The organism is Nostoc sp. UHCC 0252 (assembly GCF_034931145.1).
In the GTDB taxonomy this organism is placed as follows: domain Bacteria; phylum Cyanobacteriota; class Cyanobacteriia; order Cyanobacteriales; family Nostocaceae; genus Nostoc.
Genome location: NZ_JAYGHE010000019.1, coordinates 1 through 16,056, shown reverse-complemented (window position 1 = coordinate 16,056; position 16,056 = coordinate 1). Strand labels below are relative to the sequence as shown.

The window sequence follows — 16,056 nt, the reverse complement described above, 5'->3', positions numbered from 1 at the left end:
CTGATTAAATATTTATGCGTAAAAATACCTGACTAAACCCAAAATATAAATCGAGTTTGCGTTTGTTGAATATGATATCAAGCCCTATGTCAAAAACTTAAGTACTGTAGAAGCTACATTGAGCTAAAGCAAGATTTAAACCAGGGTAAAGTAGGAGTAGTAGTCACAAGCTTAACATTCTTAAAAAATAAACTTTTGTATAATAAATTGCAATGCTAAACTAAGTAAGCTAGCTTTGTCATAACTAGAAAAATCACGTTTATTTTTAGGTGTTTAATAAAAATGGTAAATAAAATACTCCTCAGCCTTCAAGATTTAAAACCAGAATATCAAAAGCTTTGGAATAGGTGCGAAATCAGACCAGATAAACTGAGCAGTACTCAAAACATAGTTGCGAAAATCATTGCAAATCGCCCTCGTTACGAAGTGATAGAGCAAAAAATTAATGTGCCTTGGTACTTCGTTGCAGTCATCCATAATATGGAAGCTTCTCTTAACTTTACCAAACATCTGCACAACGGGGACTCGCTCAAAAAACGTACTGTTAACGAACCATCTGGCAGACCGCTAGCTGGCCCCATCAAGGGCCAGGAGGTAGGATACACTTGGGAAGAAAGCGCGATTGATGCTTTGACAATGAAAGAATTCAACCGAGTAAAAGATTGGAGTTTGTCGGCACAGCTTTGGCAGCTAGAGAGATACAACGGTGTTGGTTATAGACAGTATCATCCAGAAGTTCTTACTCCTTACCTATGGTCAGGGACTAACAACTACAAGAAAGGCAAGTATGTAGCAGATGGCAAATGGGATGCTAATGCCGTTTCTGCTCAAATTGGCGTGGTAGCTTTGTTAAAAGTTTTGATCAAGGAAGCAAATATCAACATCCAAGAAGATGTAGCGATCGGGTGACGCAAAGAGGGAAATTGTCTTTGTGGGGAGCATCCTGAATGTGCATAAACATAAGCTGTTATTGCGTACCGCCAAGAGCGGTACGCAATAATAATTGTTTAACGGGACATGATATAACTTGGCTCGTTGGGTGGACAAGATCCCATTGGTGTCAAGTTAAGAAAAATAGAATCTTGTCAAAAAACACTTAGGGCAACTTCAAGAAAAAACAGGTGCAGTTTTAGGGGGAAAGATGCTGATGGTAATGCAGTTGTACGCTACTTGGATTTTCTATGCTGTTCTCAATGATTTATGCGCTGATGTTGCTGTAGCTTTAATCGCTGTCTCTATAACCCGTTAACGGAGATAAAAGCCTCGTGAACGGAGCTAAAATACTCGTCAACGAAGATAAAATACTCGTCAACGGAGATAAAAGCCTCGTGAACGGAGCTAAAATACTCGTCAACGAAGATAAAATACTCGTCAACGGAGATAAAAGCCTCGTGAACGGAGATAAAATACTCGTCAACGGAGATAAAAGCCTCGTGAACGGAGCTAAAATACTCGTTGACGGAGTTCAGAGGCTCATTAAGTAGAGAAATAAAAATATTTATAGTTAGTGCGATCGCACCCTTCGCAAAGCATATCGTAGAGAAGTAGTTTTAGGCGTTGCGATCGCAATCACATTTTGTAATTAATTATATTGCTGATAAATAGTTAGTTGGAAAGCTGACGTTGTTTTCAACTTTGCCTTAATTTATAAATTTATTCAACATCACCCAAGGGTTAAAGAAGTTTTAACTCGGTAATTTTGGCTTTTTGTTCCCTGAAAATTGACGAAACCCAAGGTTTTGCTATGATAGAAAGTTACCTTTGAATTGTTCAACGCCTTTGCCTGGCTAATGAAAAAATTTGTAAAAATCATTGTCTCAATAATTCTCTCAATAATTATTACTGTATATGTAGCATGGTCTGCTTTTAACTACTATTGGTATAGTGATTTGATTCCGGCGAAAATTGGGATAACCTACGCCATACACATTGGCGAGGAGAGTAGTTTTCTAAAGGGTTGTGGCGCAGCTATATTTCGACTATCAGATGCAACTGTGGATGATATTTCCCGCAAAGGTATCGATTTTTTTAACGACGCTATCTATTCAAGAAAGAGCAAAGCTCGTCGCTATACCTATAGTTCATGGAAAGAAACACCAGTTCCCAATTCATGGACGAGTGAAGGTACTTGGCTAGGTTTGTCTTGTTCGGGTGCAAGTCACTCACTGTTGTCTCAAATCCTTCTCGCTGCTTCTAAAAAAGGAAGCTACTACTCCTCCAAAGACGAAGCAAGGATTCTTGTAATTCCAAGCTTTAAATTGGTAGTCTTTTCTTATTTTGGCTAGTCCCGTCAATCTAAATGCAATCTTAAACATCAACTGAAAAAGCATTTCATAACCCTTAGACTGGACTTAAACAAAACTCAAGAAGAAAAAAGAGTAATCGCCAAGCTATCTTCTGTATTATTCCTCACTACTTTCTCTGACACAAGTTGATTTCATTCACTTGCTTTATTAAATACTTCTAAAATCTGTCGGCAAATTTGTTTGAGCTTATCCTGGATTTCATCAGAAGGCGAAGATGCGCCGACAACACTCCAGTTTTCCACCGTAGAAAGTCGCCACGCCTCACCGCGATGATCAAATCCAGCTACTTCCACACCGATCGCACGCCGGGAATTATTGATGGGATCTTGATAAAATCGGATTTGAATTAAAATACTACGACTTCGCCAAGATTTGCTGATACCAGGAAAGTGAAAGCCAATATCTATAGAATCTGGATCGACTAACTCCCTGGTTTCCGGGTCATTTTTCCAGGGTTTAAGATCAGATTTGGCATCAGGAAACTCGAATTTGAACAAGTTAACCACCGTAGCAATGTTGCTGGCGAGTTCAAGGTTCGTTGCCTGTTCAGCTGCGTTCACTAAAAAACACTCCTATATTGCGTCGGCATCTTCGGGGATGTGAAGAGAGAAAAACCGCCAGAAGGCTTACATTATTGGTGTTTCAGCTTATCAAGACCTTGGAGATTTAGCAACTCTAAATCATACTTCCCTAACAATTTTCGCTACTAACAGAAGCCAAAAATCGCTTCTTGTTGGGACTGCCTAACACCTATTAAGTAATTGTACTTAAAAATTCCTTAAAAACAGATGAAACTCTGCCCTTTGGATCAAATATCCAGATTTTCTGCGAAATCCTTGGCAGACAAGAACGATAAATTGCGCTAGCGATCTAAAATGACACTGTGAATCGGTAAACAAAAAGCAATTAAGTTCATTGTCATGGCGCGTCAACGCTCGATTTTTTCCTTTGTTCTAGTATTATTGGCCACATTCCTCATGAGTTGTGGCGGCCCTAGTGCTTCAGTAACACCTCCAACTTACACAGCAACTCAGCTTGAAAGAATTCAGACTTATGTTCCTGAAATTCAGGCTGTGCGCGATCGCTCAGATGAGTTGAAAACCCTGATCCAAAGGGGTGATTGGATCAATGTGCGTAACTTTATACATGGCCCGATAACAGAAGCAAAGCTGAATCTGACTTATGTAACTCCCAACCTTCTACCCAAAGACCAACCCACAGCCCGCCAAATAACCCGAGATTTTTTTAAAGACCTGGTTAAACTCGATAAAGCTACTAGTGCCAGCAATCCTCTAGTTGCCTTGAATCAATCCCAAGCTGCTTTCGCAGATATTGACAAATTCCTCAATCTGCTTCCTAAAAAAGAAGAAGGTTAAAAGTACAGACGCGATTAATCGCGTTTGTACAGGAGTTAGGAATTTTTAACTCCTAACTCCTAACTCCTAACTTCTTACTTAAAGCACAAGTCATGAATGTAGTAATTATCGGTTGTGGTGTAGTTGGGGCTGCGATCGCTTACGAACTGAGTCTAGTAAAAGGGCTGAAAATTACAGTTTGCGATCGCCAACCACCAGCCCAAGCTTCCACGGGCGCTGCACTTGGCGTTTTGATGGGCGTAATCAGCCAAAAGATTAAGGGCAAAGCTTGGCAGATGCGACAAACTAGCATCCAACGCTATGAAACTTTGATTCCCGAATTAGAAGCTTTAACAAATCGCAAAATCCCTTTTAACCGTCAGGGAATTCTCAGTCTTGGTTTGGAAGAAGAGAATTTAGCAACATGGGAAAAACTTGTAGAAGTTCGCCACTCTCAAGGCTGGCACTTAGAAATATGGGACACAGCGAAACTCCAGAATATCTGTCCTCAAGTCGATTGCGAAAAAGTTACTGGCGCTGTCTATTCTCCCCAAGATCGTCAACTCGATCCAACTGCCCTTACATTAGCTTTAGTTGAGGCTGCCGAGCAAAACGGTGTAACTTTCAAATTTGGTGTTGCTGTTTTAGATGCCCAAACCTCACAATCTGAATCTTCTCCCCAAACTTGCAATCAACTTGAGACTACAGAAGGAAAAATAGCCGCAGATTGGTTTGTAGTCGCAGCAGGGCTAGGTTCGACACCACTGACGGCAAAATTAAATCAGATAGTTGATATCCGCCCTGTCCTTGGACAAGCGTTGCAAATGCGTGTAGGGCATCCATTAGGCAATCCCGATTTTCAGCCAGCGATAACGGGTAATGATGTGCATATTGTTCCTGTAGGCGGCACAGATTATTGGGTAGGCGCAACTGTGGAATTTCCCAGCAATGGAAATGAGATACCGCCAAATCAAGAATTACTGGAATCTGTGAGAAAACAAGCGATCGCATTTTGTCCAGAGTTAGCCACAGCAACAATTCTCCGCAGCTGGTCAGGGTTACGTCCCCGTCCTGAAGGTCGTCCAGCCCCAGTTATTGGTAAATTGCCGGGCTTTAATAACATTCTCCTAGCCACAGGACACTATCGCAACGGCGTTTTACTCGCGCCCGCCACAGCCTATGCAATTCGTGAGATGATTAGCAAGCAAGTGGAAAGCTTTCAAGGGTAGATATTTAAGAAAAATATAGATAAATCCTCATCTCCCTTATCTCCTCAAACCCCCTTGGTGTTCACAATGAAAACCTTTATGCTCCCAAGCTTGCATATCTACTTCGGCAAGCTTTGTCACATTTGAGCATTGTGGTTGAATAATTTGACTTAAAATCGCCCAAAACAGGCTGCGCGTTAAATCTAATCCAGTTTTGGCCCAAGATTCACGATTCCCTGGAATGCCCAATTCCTCAACAATCTCTGGCTCAACCCAAATACCATGAGCGCCCAAGAGAATCTGTGCCATCCACTTGGCTCTCGGTAAGTGGCTTGGCGAAGTAATCAACATGACTTTATGCACTCCCCAACGCCGCAGAATTGGAATACTATAATAAAAATTTTCAAAGGTGGAATTCGCACACTTTTCTAACCAAACATTTTCTAACTCTACTAATTCCGGCTGAAAAATTAACCATATACAGGGATCTAGGGAACCACGAGAAATTAAAATTGGGGTTTGCGGATATTGTTTTGCTTGTTGAGCAACATAAGTTTCTCGACGAATACTGCCACCAAGCACTAAGAAGGCATCTATTGGCTGTGAAGAAGCAAAAACTAAGGTTATAGTAGTAAAAATCAACCAAGTGCCCAAGATAAAGTACAATAAACCAGTTAGTTTTTGTAACAATTGCCACAGATTAGCGAATTTTTTTTTAATAGAAATTAACGATTTGTTGGTAAATTTACGTTTCATGACTTCGGTAAGAAAACGTGATTTAATAGCTGTCTAACAAGACTGCAATTGGACGATCAAAGTGCTATGTTATAAAAGTAATCAATAAGTACAAACATGACGCTAATCAAAGTGTCACATGCTCAGTATAGCCTTCCGGAGATGGCTAACAAACTGAGAAATGGTTGTTAATAATGCAGCATCTTCAGCATCATTGAACAATACAAATGATGAAGAGAGCATAACTGAGTTTGGGGTATAAAAAGTTAAAATTTTCTGGAAAGCCTGATTGCTAAACTGTCAACAACACAATTATTCCAGCTAATATACATGAACCAATCTGCGAAAAGTTACTCGCCGCTCCAAGTAGCCTTGATTGGTGGAGCGATCGCCACTACTGCTACGATGTCTGTGTTCGGCCCTGCATGGACTCGTGTTGTCCGTGCCTCTCTAGCCCTACAAGACAGCCCGAAAATGATAGTTGACCAGGTGTGGCAACTGGTGAATCATGAATATGTTGATGGCAAATTTAATCAACAAGATTGGCAAGCAACCAGGCAAAGCCTGTTGAGCAAAGACTATTCTTCCCGCGAAGAAGCATACACTGCCATCCGTGAAGCTTTACAAAAGTTGGGAGATCCTTACACTCGATTCATGGATCCCAAACAGTTTGAAGCCTTGACTAGCCAAACATCTGGGGAAGTCTCTGGTATTGGCGTTCGGATGGAAGTAAACGAAAAAACTCAGCGTCTCACTATCGTCGAAGCCATAGAAAATTCTCCAGCACTGAGAGCTGGGATCAAAGCAGGCGATCAAATCTTGGCAATTGACGGCAAATCTACTCTCAAAATGAAAGTGGATGACGCTTCCAAGTTAATTCGTGGTAAAGCAGGTACTCCCATCAAGCTAAAGCTGGGAAGACCAGGGCAAAATGCCTTCGATTTGAAGCTGACCAGAGCAAATATTGAAGTCCCAACTGTACGTTATACCCTTAAGCAAGAAGGGAATCGTCGCGTTGGTTATATCCGTTTGCGGGAATTTAGCGCCCACGCCGCAGAACAAATGCAACGAGCTATCCGCGATTTGAACACTAAGAAAGTTGATTCTTATGTTTTAGATTTGCGGGGAAATCCTGGCGGGTTGTTACAGGCTAGTATTGAAATTGCTCGCATGTGGTACAACGACGGCGGAATTGTCAAGACAGTAAACCGCGTGGGCGGCACTGAGGAAACTAAAGCTAATCGCACTGCTTTGACAAATCGTCCCTTAGCAGTATTAGTAGATGGTAATTCAGCTAGTGCTAGCGAAATTCTCACCGGGGCGCTTAAGGATAATAAGCGGGCGGTAGTCGTAGGTGGTCAAACCTTTGGTAAAGCCCTAGTGCAGTCAGTTCATGAACTTGCAGATGGTTCCGGCTTGGCTGTCACCATTGCCCATTACTACACTCCGGCAGGAACAGATATTAATCATAAAGGGATTGTCCCTGATATCAAGCTAGATTTGACAGAGGCACAAGAGCGGCAATTAGCTTCTAATCCCGATTTAATTGGAACTAAGAGCGATCCACAATATGCTCGGGCGATCGCAATTTTATTAAATAACAACTTTGCCCAGCCTCCAGCAAATCGGCCCACTCGACCCATGAGCCGCGCCGATAGCCTGAAATTTTAAATTGACGCAAGTAATTTGTTCTAAGTGTTTATATAGTAGTATTCCCAAATCCAGATTTTTGGAGTTACGAAAACTGCTTAATATACCCTTCTATGATTTTGGTTTGGGAATACTAGCTATTAATCCCAAACCAAAATTTCAGATTTATGAATCATCAGTCAGTTGATACAACCACCGCCACTAACCCTTTGTCAATGGTGTCGGTGGTTATTCCTATTTATAACGGTGAGGCGGATTTACCAGATTTAGTCAATTGTCTTTTGTCTCAAACTTACCCAAAAGAACGGGTAGAGTACTTATTGGTAGACAATAATAGTAGCGATCGCACTCTCAGCATCCTCAAAACATCTGCTGAAAACTGCCCAATTACAATTCACCCCTTGAGCGAAAACCAAATTCAAAGCTCCTACGCTGCTCGGAATACAGGAATTCGCGCTGCTGTGGGAGAAATTATAGTTTTTACCGATGCTGATTGCCGTCCCCAACCGCAATGGTTAGATTCATTAATTCAGCCTTTTGTCAATCAAGAAGTGGTAATTGTTGCTGGAGAAATTTTGGCATTACCAGGCACAACTCTGCTAGAACAACATGCAGAGCGTGAAGAAACTTTGTCACAAAAGCATACTCTTAAACATCCTTTTCGCCCCTATGGACAAACTGCTAATTTAGCGATTCGCCGCATTGCCTTAGAAAAAGCGGGTTTATTTCGTCCCTATCTTACTACTGGTGGCGATGCCGATATTTGCTGGCGGATTTTGGGAGAAAACATTGGGCGTTTAGAATTTGCCCCGGATGCGATCGTTCAGCATCGCCATCGTGCCACACTCAAGGAACTGGAAAGTCAATGGCGACGCTACGGGCGCTCAAATCGCTATCTGCACGAACTACACGGTGTAGATTTGATGCGAGAGATGACACCTAAAGAATACAGTTATCGTTTAGTGCGTTGGTTATTGAAGGAAATACCAAGGGATATAAAAAAAGCGTTGACGCAACCCACCGCAGGCATCGCGGCTCAAGCCACCCTTGTAGATTTATTAAATACTCCCATTGGTTTGTTCACAGCGAGGGCGCGTACTGCTGGGCAAAAATACTCCAAGTTACCAGAAAATGCCAAGATAATTGATCAGTTATAAAAACCCCTTGCCTCTTGCCTACTAAGCCAAGTAAGTATGGCTACGCCACGCTGCGCGAACATAAATCAAAGCAGATTCCTATAAAACTTACGCATTGACAGGAAAAACCAAATATGAGTGATTTGAAACACCACACCTGTCGTAGAGGCAATTCATGAATTGCCCCTACGATGATCTCTACCTCACCAAGTTGCAATCTGCTGTAAGTTATATCATGTTCGGCAAATCACTTATGATATGTCATTGCGAATGCAACGAAGTGGAATGTTCGCGTAGCGTCTCGTAGAGATAGCAATCGCAAAGGTTTGGGATTGCCGCGCAACGCTTGCAATGACATAAGTATTAAGTCGAACATGATATTACCCATCTACTGGATCTATCTTAAGAAGTATACTAAAAAATACAGAAAGCAAATATGCTGTTAGGTACGTGGTTATGAGAATTTATAACTGCGTCATTGCGAATGGAGCAAAGCAAAATGAAGCGATCGCAAGTGTTTTAAATATTTTACATTTCGTTACATAGTTAGCTTTGTTTGAGCCAACCTATTTATTGATAAGCTGTTAACTTAAATAAATTGTATTTAAACTCGATTTCATCTATTTTTTTGTAACGCGATACTCCTGCCAAGTCGTTTTATTAACGCCATCCCTGAAACTTTGGTAGAACGCAAGTTTTATTTTCAACTTCATCAATAATCTGTAACGTGAAAAAAGTATTTACAAAAAAAATAAGGCTTTTTGCAGGATAAGGTAAGGAAAACTGAATTATTAATTTGTGATGAAGTCCAATTAAGAGTATATTTAAAAAGTTCCAAAAAATATAATTCTGCCGTTCTAATTTGGGTTGAATTAGATAAAAAATCAGGGATTTAGCCTGAATGAAAATACCTTGTTGCCTTATTGTAATAACTGTGAGAATAAAAGACTTCTTCAAAACATCCTCCTAATGAACGATATGAATGTGGATGTATTTAGCCAACAGATAGAGGAATTGTACTCACAGGTACAGGGACTATTGCAATGCAATACAACTAAGGCAAACTCACAACAGGAGATTATCACAGAGGCTTTCGAGCAACTAAACATTGCAATAGAAGAACTATTGGCAGCCTCAGAAGAATTAAAAGTGACACGAACGGCACTAGAAAAAGAACGCCAGCGTTATCAAGATTTGTTTGAGTTCGCCCCAGATGCTTACTTGGTAACTGACACTCTAGGGACAATCCAAGAGGCTAACCAGGCGGCAGCGAGCTTATTAAATGTCCACCAGAAGTATCTAATAGGTAAACCATTAATTATCTTTATTGCTCAACAAGACCATCCGTACTTTAGCTCTCAGATAACTAATTTTCAGAAGCTACTGAGTTGGGAACTTAACCTAAAACCACGGGACGGAAAGCCTTTCCTTGCGATGATTAAAACGTCTGCGATATACGAATTACAAGAAAAGCAAGTTGGCTGGCGTTGGCTACTGTACGACATCACTGAACGCAAACACGCTGAAGAAATGTTGCATCGAGCTTATGGTGAGTTAGAAATACGGGTAGCGGAGCGGACAGGAGAATTGGTGAAAGCAAATCAGAAATTACTAAATGAAATTACAGAGCGTAAACGCGCTGAGTCACAACTGCTGCACCTTGCATTTCACGATACACTGACTGGTCTAGCAAACCGCACTGCATTTACGAATCGTTTAAGACATGCAATAAATTATTCAAAACGGCATTTAGATTATATATTTGCTGTGCTATTTATCGACCTAGATCGATTTAAGGTGATCAATGATAGTCTTGGACATCTAAAAGGAGATCAATTACTGCTTGCTATTGCAAGTAGGTTAAAAGTATGTGTACGCTCTATAGATACAGCTGCAAGGCTTGGCGGAGACGAATTTACAATCCTGCTTGAGGGAATCCAAGATGTGTCAGATGCCTTTACAGTAGCTGAACGGGTTCAACAGGAACTGGCGTTACCCTTTGACCTTAACGGACAAGAACTGTTCATAACGGCAAGTATTGGTATTGCGTTAAGTTCGACAGTAGACTATCAACACGCAGAAGAACTGTTGAGAGATGCTGATACAGCAATGTACCGAGCCAAAGCTTTAGGTAGAGCGCGTTATGAGCTATTTAACTCAGAGATGTATGCTAATGCTCTGGCGAGATTGCAATTAGAGACAGATTTACGCCGAGCAATTGAACGCTTTGAGTTTCGAGTTTATTACCAACCGATTGTTTCGCTCACTAGTGGCTCTATTTTAGGTTTTGAGGCTCTGTTGCGCTGGCAACATCCAGAGCGTGGTTTGCTTAATCCAGCAGATTTTATTTCCTTGGCAGAAGAAACTGGATTAATTTTCTCTATTGGCAACTGGGTATTGCATGAAGCCTGTCGGCAGATGCAAGCTTGGCGGGTGTGCTATGATTCCAACTTCTTAAAGAAAATCAGTGTCAATCTCTCTCTGAAGCAATTTTCCCAGCCGGATTTAATTAAGCAGATTGAGCAGATTTTGCACTCAACAGGTCTGGATGCTAGCAGTCTAGTATTAGAAATTACTGAAAGCGTAATTGTGGCAAATGGCGACCAGGTAACTGCCATACTTTTACAACTTCGAGAGATGGGCATTGAGTTATCAATCGATGACTTTGGTACGGGTTATTCCTCATTAGATCGTCTTTATAACTTTCCGATTAGTGTATTAAAGATCGACCGTTCTTTCATCAGCTTGATGAGTGCAAATATAAGGAATATAGAAATTATTGAGATAATTGTTAGTTTGGCGCACAAGCTAGGCGTGCATGTGTTAGCTGAAGGAATAGAGACAAAAGAGCAATTAGCACTTTTAAAAAAGTTGAATTGTGAATATGGTCAGGGACATCTTTTCTCAGTTCCTTTAAATAGTTCAGCAGCCGAGGCATTATTTATGAAAAATCCTCAATGGTAAAGGTAGTTCATAAATTGTTTTTATAAATGGGGCAGGGAGCAGGAGGAAAACTGAGTCGCCCACAAGGGGCGAGGCTCTAAACCTTTATCATGTCTGACTAACTATGTTGTCATTGCGAAGGAAGTGTTCACAGAGCGTTTCTAAGAGTTGTAATTTCCAAACTTCTGCGATCGCTTCATTTTACTTCTCTACAAGACGCTACCGCGAGCGTTGCACTCGCAATGACATATTGTAAGTGATTAGGAACACATAACATATATAACTTGTCAAGTAAATTCACTTACTCTGCAATTTTGGGTGGGTATTTGAGTACTTTGCTACGATGCCAGAAATTTCAGGGTTGTAAAGCCTCAAATAATTCCAGTAGTTGCCAAATACTTGACGCACATAATTTTTGGTTTCATCAAAGGGAATTTGTTCAACAAACTCATCTGGGTCTTGTGTAGTTAAAGTTTGCAGCCATTTGGAGACATTACCGGGGCCAGCATTGTAACTGGCGATCGCTAACAGCGAGTTATTGTTATATTGCTCATGGGTATGATCCAAATACCATGTACCCAGCATGATATTATCGTTGGGATTTTCGAGACTTATTGTTTTGAAATCCACTTTGATTTGTGGGGCGATCCATTTAGCTGTACTGGGCAAAACCTGCATTAAGCCAGTAGCATCAGCGATGGATTTGATTTTTGGTTGAAACCGTGACTCTTGCCGCATCAAAGCAGTGACTAGCAAGGGATTGAGTTGACGCTCAGTAGACCACTTTTCAATCTCTCGGAGATAGGGAAAGGGATAACGCGCTTGCCAGTAGGTGATTTGTTTGCTTAGAGCCTCATATTGGGCAAGTTCAGCTGGTATTTCCCGGTCTTCCAATTTAGAAATTTTGTCAATTCCTATGAGATTTTCTCCCCTTGCCAAGTGCATCAACCCTTCAGTAAATTGCTCTGCTACCGTTGGCTGAATTTTGTTTTGAAATTCTGTTTGCCATTGTAACCAAGCATCGCGGTCTTGACCCAGCAGATACAATTCTTTGAAAGTATCAGAACCAGCAGGTGGTAATGGACGCTGGGGTGTGATTATTTCCGGGTTCATGACGCGCACGTTGTCAAAGTTGCCAACATTTAGCCCCAGCATTGTCGCGGCTCGCCATGCATAGTATGAGTAGGGAAACTGGCTAACTACGTACTCATAAGCAGTTTGAGATTCCTGTTGTTTCCCTAGTGAAGCTGCCCATTTTCCTACCCAAAAGCCTGCTCTCGGAGCCAAAATATGATTTGGGTTATTGGTGACAATTGGTTCTGCCCATTGCCAAGCGCCAGCGTAATCTTTGACTTTGGCTTTATCTTGGGCGGTTTTCCAACGATATTCTGCCGCTTCATTAGAATTGCCATATTTGGCTATGAGTAATTGCCACGCTGCGCTAGCTGCCTTTTGATCCTTGAGAGTTTGGAGAATTTTAGCTTTTTGTACCAGTGCAGTACCAGCTTGTTTCGGAAATTTACTAATTACTTGGTCAAGATAGGGTAAGCCCTCTTTACCTGTTTTTGCGGTTTCTGCTAACCGTAGTAGTGCAGTTCCAGTTTCCTCAGCATTTGGAAATTGCTGTACTAGTAGTTTATAAGTGGCGATCGCTTTTTCTCGATCTTTGCCCCCTACCTGTAACCCCCGTGCGGTGCGGTAGAGGTTACGTGGTGTTTTAGGTGCTTTGGCATAAGCATTCGCGGCTTTGAGAAATTGATTATTTTCCCAATAGCTTGTACCAATGAGTTCCCAGTCTTCGGGTTTCAGGCTAGGCTGTTTTACTAGCTGATCCAAAACGCCCACTATCCCAGGTTGATCGTAGGCATATTTAGCCAAAATCAATTGTAATTGTGGCTGATTAGGATTTTCTTGCAAGCGTTTCCGAATAATTTCCCAAGTCAGAGGATTGGAAGGAAATTGAGCGATCGCTGTTTCTTGTTGCTTCGGTAAAGCAATGAGATATAGTGCTTTCACTACGGCCGCTTCTTTAGGATACAGTTTCAGTACACTTTGCCTGAGATCCGAGGCTTTACCATCCTCGCCCAGCATATCCTCTGCCTGGGCTTGTTTCAGCAAAATATAGGGCGCGAGGATAGGATAATCTCTCTCTAGTCCGTCCAGTAAAGCCAGCGCTTTTTTAGCTTGGGTTCTTTCAATGTAATCACTCGCTAAAAGATAACGAGCGCGATTTCGGTCAGGCGAAGGCGACTGCCCTGCGATCTCTGCTAGTTTTGCCGCCCGTTCTGGCAGAGATTGTGATATCAGTGGAAAGACGGCTGATTGGGCAATACTAGCATCAGATATTTCCTCTGCCTTATTCTGGCTCAGTTTGAGCCATTGCCCAACGGTTTTACCAATTTCAGGTGCTGATACCATTGCCCCAGCTAAAAAGGCAAAGAGTGCCGCACCCGCAATTATCGAAATTTGCTTTTTCTGTAGTTTCTTCAGCATGAATACTCGCTGAAAAGTTCTGATGAATTTCCTGAAACTTTAACACTCCTAACCATCACTGTTACCAATTTTTAATTTTAGATTTTTAATTTTATGTACAAAAATACTAATTTTCAATCCTATGGTTGATGGTACTGGGCAGGGATCATAAGTTAAATAATATTACATCTATCTTTGGTATATGATAACGGTTTAGGTAGTTTAAACAAGAGTCTACGCTCGTTAATTCGCACTCTGTAGGGATAATGGCTGGTTTCTGACTTTATCCTGGAGTCATACCCTTAGATTATGGAAAATTTCTTGTATGCTATGTGTAGCAAAAAGTAGGGTGGGCTACTTGCTTACCACATCTGAGTGAAGCGATCGCCGATATAGCAAATGCGTAGGCGTAGCCAGCCGTAGGCATCACCAAATTGTGCTTACGCAATTTTCTTAGCTTTTAGAGGAATCTCAATCACAAACTTTGTGCCTTTCCCTAGTGTGGAGTCACACCAAAGATTACCGCCATGCTTCTGGGTAACAATTTGATAGCTGATAAACAAACCCAAACCAGTGCCTTTACCAACAGGCTTAGTGGTGAAGAAAGGATCAAATAGTTTGGAGCGAATCTCTTTAGAAATGCCTATTCCATTGTCAGAGATCGTAATCATCACTTGGTTTGTATCGATTTGACGAGTGTGAATCGAGATGGTACTGGGGTTGGCTGAAATATCTTGGAACGATCGCCCCTGATTAGATTCTTCTAATCCATCAACAGCATTGCTCAAAAGATTCATAAACACTTGATTCAGAGAGCCAGCATTACATTCAATCAGTGGTAACTGACCATATTCTTTAATCAACTGGATCTGTGGACGATCGCTTGTCTCTTGGAATCGATGTTGCAAAATCACCAAAGTACTATCAATCCCTTCATGAATGTCTACCGTTTTCACTTCTGCTTCATCCAAGCGCGAGAAGTTCCGCAGCGATAACACAATAGTACTGATCCGCTCAGTACCAATTTGCATAGACTCAAGAATGTTAGTCAGGTCTTCTTGCAAAAATTCTAGTTCAAGTTTATCTAATTCTGTGTGCAGAGTTTGAGGTGGATTGGGATAGTGCTGTTGGTAAAGTTGCAATGCTCTAAATAAGCCTTGAATATACCGAGAAAGATGAGTCAAGTTGCCATAGATGAAATTAACCGGGTTATTGATTTCATGGGCAACTCCTGCCACCATCTGGCCCAATGCAGACATTTTTTCACTCTGAATCATCTGCAATTGAGTCCGTTTGAGTGTTTGTAGGGCTTGTTCTAGAGTCGTATTTTTTTCATTCAATTCTTCAGTTCTCTGCTGAACTCGAACTTCCAGAGTTTCATTAGTTCTGGCTAATTCGGCAAAAGCTAAACGCAACTTGGTTTCTGCTTGTGTTCGTTCTATGATCGTCGCTGTCAGCACAAGAAGGGTGAGTGTAATCACGCCAATAAAGGATTGCAGTTGCATCAAAGATTGGTTGAGATCGGCAGCAACAAAACCACCTTTGCCGTTGACAGTTGCAATTACTGCGATCGCAGCCACAATAAAAGTTAACAGTGTTGCACCCGGTTGACCGAATCGAAAGGCAGACCAGATCAACATCGGAATCAACATATACTCTAAGTGATGTCCCTCGCCAAAAGCAACTTGGGCGATGAGAATGACTAACCCCATCAGGATAAATGGCTCTACGATTAACCAGAATCTTAAAAGGCTTGATTTTGCTCTTGAGTGTCGAAGATCAGAGAGATTTCCAGAATCCTCTGAGGTTGAGATGAGGGCTAACCATTGCCAGATTGGATGTTGTTTTTTTTGAATGAATTGCTTCCAACTAAGCAGAATCGGGGTGACAATAAAAATTCCCGAAACATTAGAAATCCACCAGGTTAACCAGACTGTCCCATATCCTGTCCAGGGAACTTTACCACTCAACGCCAAACAAGCCACTCCAACCGTTGCGTTGATGATCGGCCCCACCATGCCGGTTAAGATCAAAAATTTGAACACGTCGGTGACACGTTCTAAGGGATAATGAAGTTTGCTAGTTTTCCGCAGCAGGAAGCTACCCAGCAGAGTCCCTAGAGTTGTTCCGATCGCAATTCCCAGAACCGGCAGTGTTGAAATCACCAGGGATAAGAAACTTGTGGGATCTCGAAACGCCCAGAAGTTGGCGAGAAATGAACCCAGCAAAACACCGTACCCAATCCAGTTAA

At 41.6% G+C, this 16,056-nt stretch carries 12 protein-coding genes; 8 read left to right on the top strand and 4 right to left on the bottom strand.

Going from position 1 to position 16,056, the window contains the following annotated elements:
- The first annotated feature begins 282 nt into the window (after positions 1 to 282).
- From VB732_RS13665 to VB732_RS13655, 3 genes are all read left to right on the top strand, one after another.
- Positions 283 to 909 carry a hypothetical protein gene (locus tag VB732_RS13665; protein WP_323231389.1) on the top strand — a complete coding sequence of 209 codons (627 nt, stop codon included), beginning with the start codon at positions 283 to 285 and terminating at the stop codon, positions 907 to 909.
- Positions 910 to 1,265: 356 nt separating this feature from the next.
- Positions 1,266 to 1,484, top strand: coding sequence for a hypothetical protein (locus VB732_RS13660; RefSeq protein WP_323231388.1), 219 nt, complete (start codon positions 1,266 to 1,268; stop codon positions 1,482 to 1,484).
- Positions 1,485 to 1,766: 282 nt separating this feature from the next.
- Positions 1,767 to 2,285: a hypothetical protein gene (locus VB732_RS13655; protein ID WP_323231387.1), complete on the top strand. Its 519-nt coding sequence runs from the start codon at positions 1,767 to 1,769 to the stop codon at positions 2,283 to 2,285.
- Positions 2,286 to 2,437: 152 nt separating this feature from the next.
- Here VB732_RS13655 and VB732_RS13650 read toward each other — a convergent pair whose 3' ends face one another.
- On the bottom strand, positions 2,438 to 2,866 hold the full coding sequence (locus VB732_RS13650; protein ID WP_323231386.1) for a hypothetical protein: 429 nt from the start codon (positions 2,864 to 2,866) through the stop codon (positions 2,438 to 2,440).
- Positions 2,867 to 3,226: 360 nt separating this feature from the next.
- On the opposite strand from VB732_RS13650, the gene psbQ reads away from it, so the two are divergent.
- Both psbQ and VB732_RS13640 read left to right on the top strand, forming a co-directional pair.
- Entirely contained in the window at positions 3,227 to 3,682 is a 456-nt protein-coding gene (gene psbQ / locus VB732_RS13645; RefSeq protein ID WP_323231385.1) for a photosystem II protein PsbQ, read from the top strand.
- Positions 3,683 to 3,774: 92 nt separating this feature from the next.
- A complete protein-coding gene (locus VB732_RS13640) occupies positions 3,775 to 4,890 on the top strand; it encodes an FAD-dependent oxidoreductase (protein WP_323231384.1) in 1,116 nt (371 codons plus the stop codon).
- Positions 4,891 to 4,926: 36 nt separating this feature from the next.
- Here VB732_RS13640 and VB732_RS13635 read toward each other — a convergent pair whose 3' ends face one another.
- Complete coding sequence (locus VB732_RS13635) at positions 4,927 to 5,625, bottom strand: YdcF family protein (RefSeq protein ID WP_323231383.1); 699 nt, start codon at positions 5,623 to 5,625, stop codon at positions 4,927 to 4,929.
- A gap of 309 nt (positions 5,626 to 5,934) precedes the next feature.
- On the opposite strand from VB732_RS13635, the gene ctpB reads away from it, so the two are divergent.
- The 3 genes from ctpB (at position 5,935) to VB732_RS13620 (ending at position 11,354) form a co-directional block, all read left to right on the top strand.
- Positions 5,935 to 7,275 (top strand): carboxyl-terminal processing protease CtpB, encoded by a 1,341-nt coding sequence (gene ctpB, locus VB732_RS13630; RefSeq protein WP_323231382.1) that lies wholly within the window; start codon positions 5,935 to 5,937, stop codon positions 7,273 to 7,275.
- Positions 7,276 to 7,421: 146 nt separating this feature from the next.
- A complete protein-coding gene (locus VB732_RS13625) occupies positions 7,422 to 8,411 on the top strand; it encodes a glycosyltransferase (protein ID WP_323231381.1) in 990 nt (329 codons plus the stop codon).
- 948 nt (positions 8,412 to 9,359) lie between these two features.
- On the top strand, positions 9,360 to 11,354 hold the full coding sequence (locus tag VB732_RS13620; protein ID WP_323231379.1) for a putative bifunctional diguanylate cyclase/phosphodiesterase: 1,995 nt from the start codon (positions 9,360 to 9,362) through the stop codon (positions 11,352 to 11,354).
- Between the two features lie 276 nt (positions 11,355 to 11,630).
- Here the strand turns inward: VB732_RS13620 and VB732_RS13615 are convergent, their stop codons facing one another.
- The gene (locus VB732_RS13615; protein WP_323231378.1) at positions 11,631 to 13,826 is read right to left on the bottom strand and encodes a transglycosylase SLT domain-containing protein; all 2,196 of its coding nucleotides are present in this window, start codon (positions 13,824 to 13,826) and stop codon (positions 11,631 to 11,633) included.
- A gap of 419 nt (positions 13,827 to 14,245) precedes the next feature.
- A partial coding sequence (locus tag VB732_RS13610) for an MASE1 domain-containing protein (protein WP_323231377.1) occupies positions 14,246 to 16,056 on the bottom strand: 1,811 nt, incomplete at its 5' end.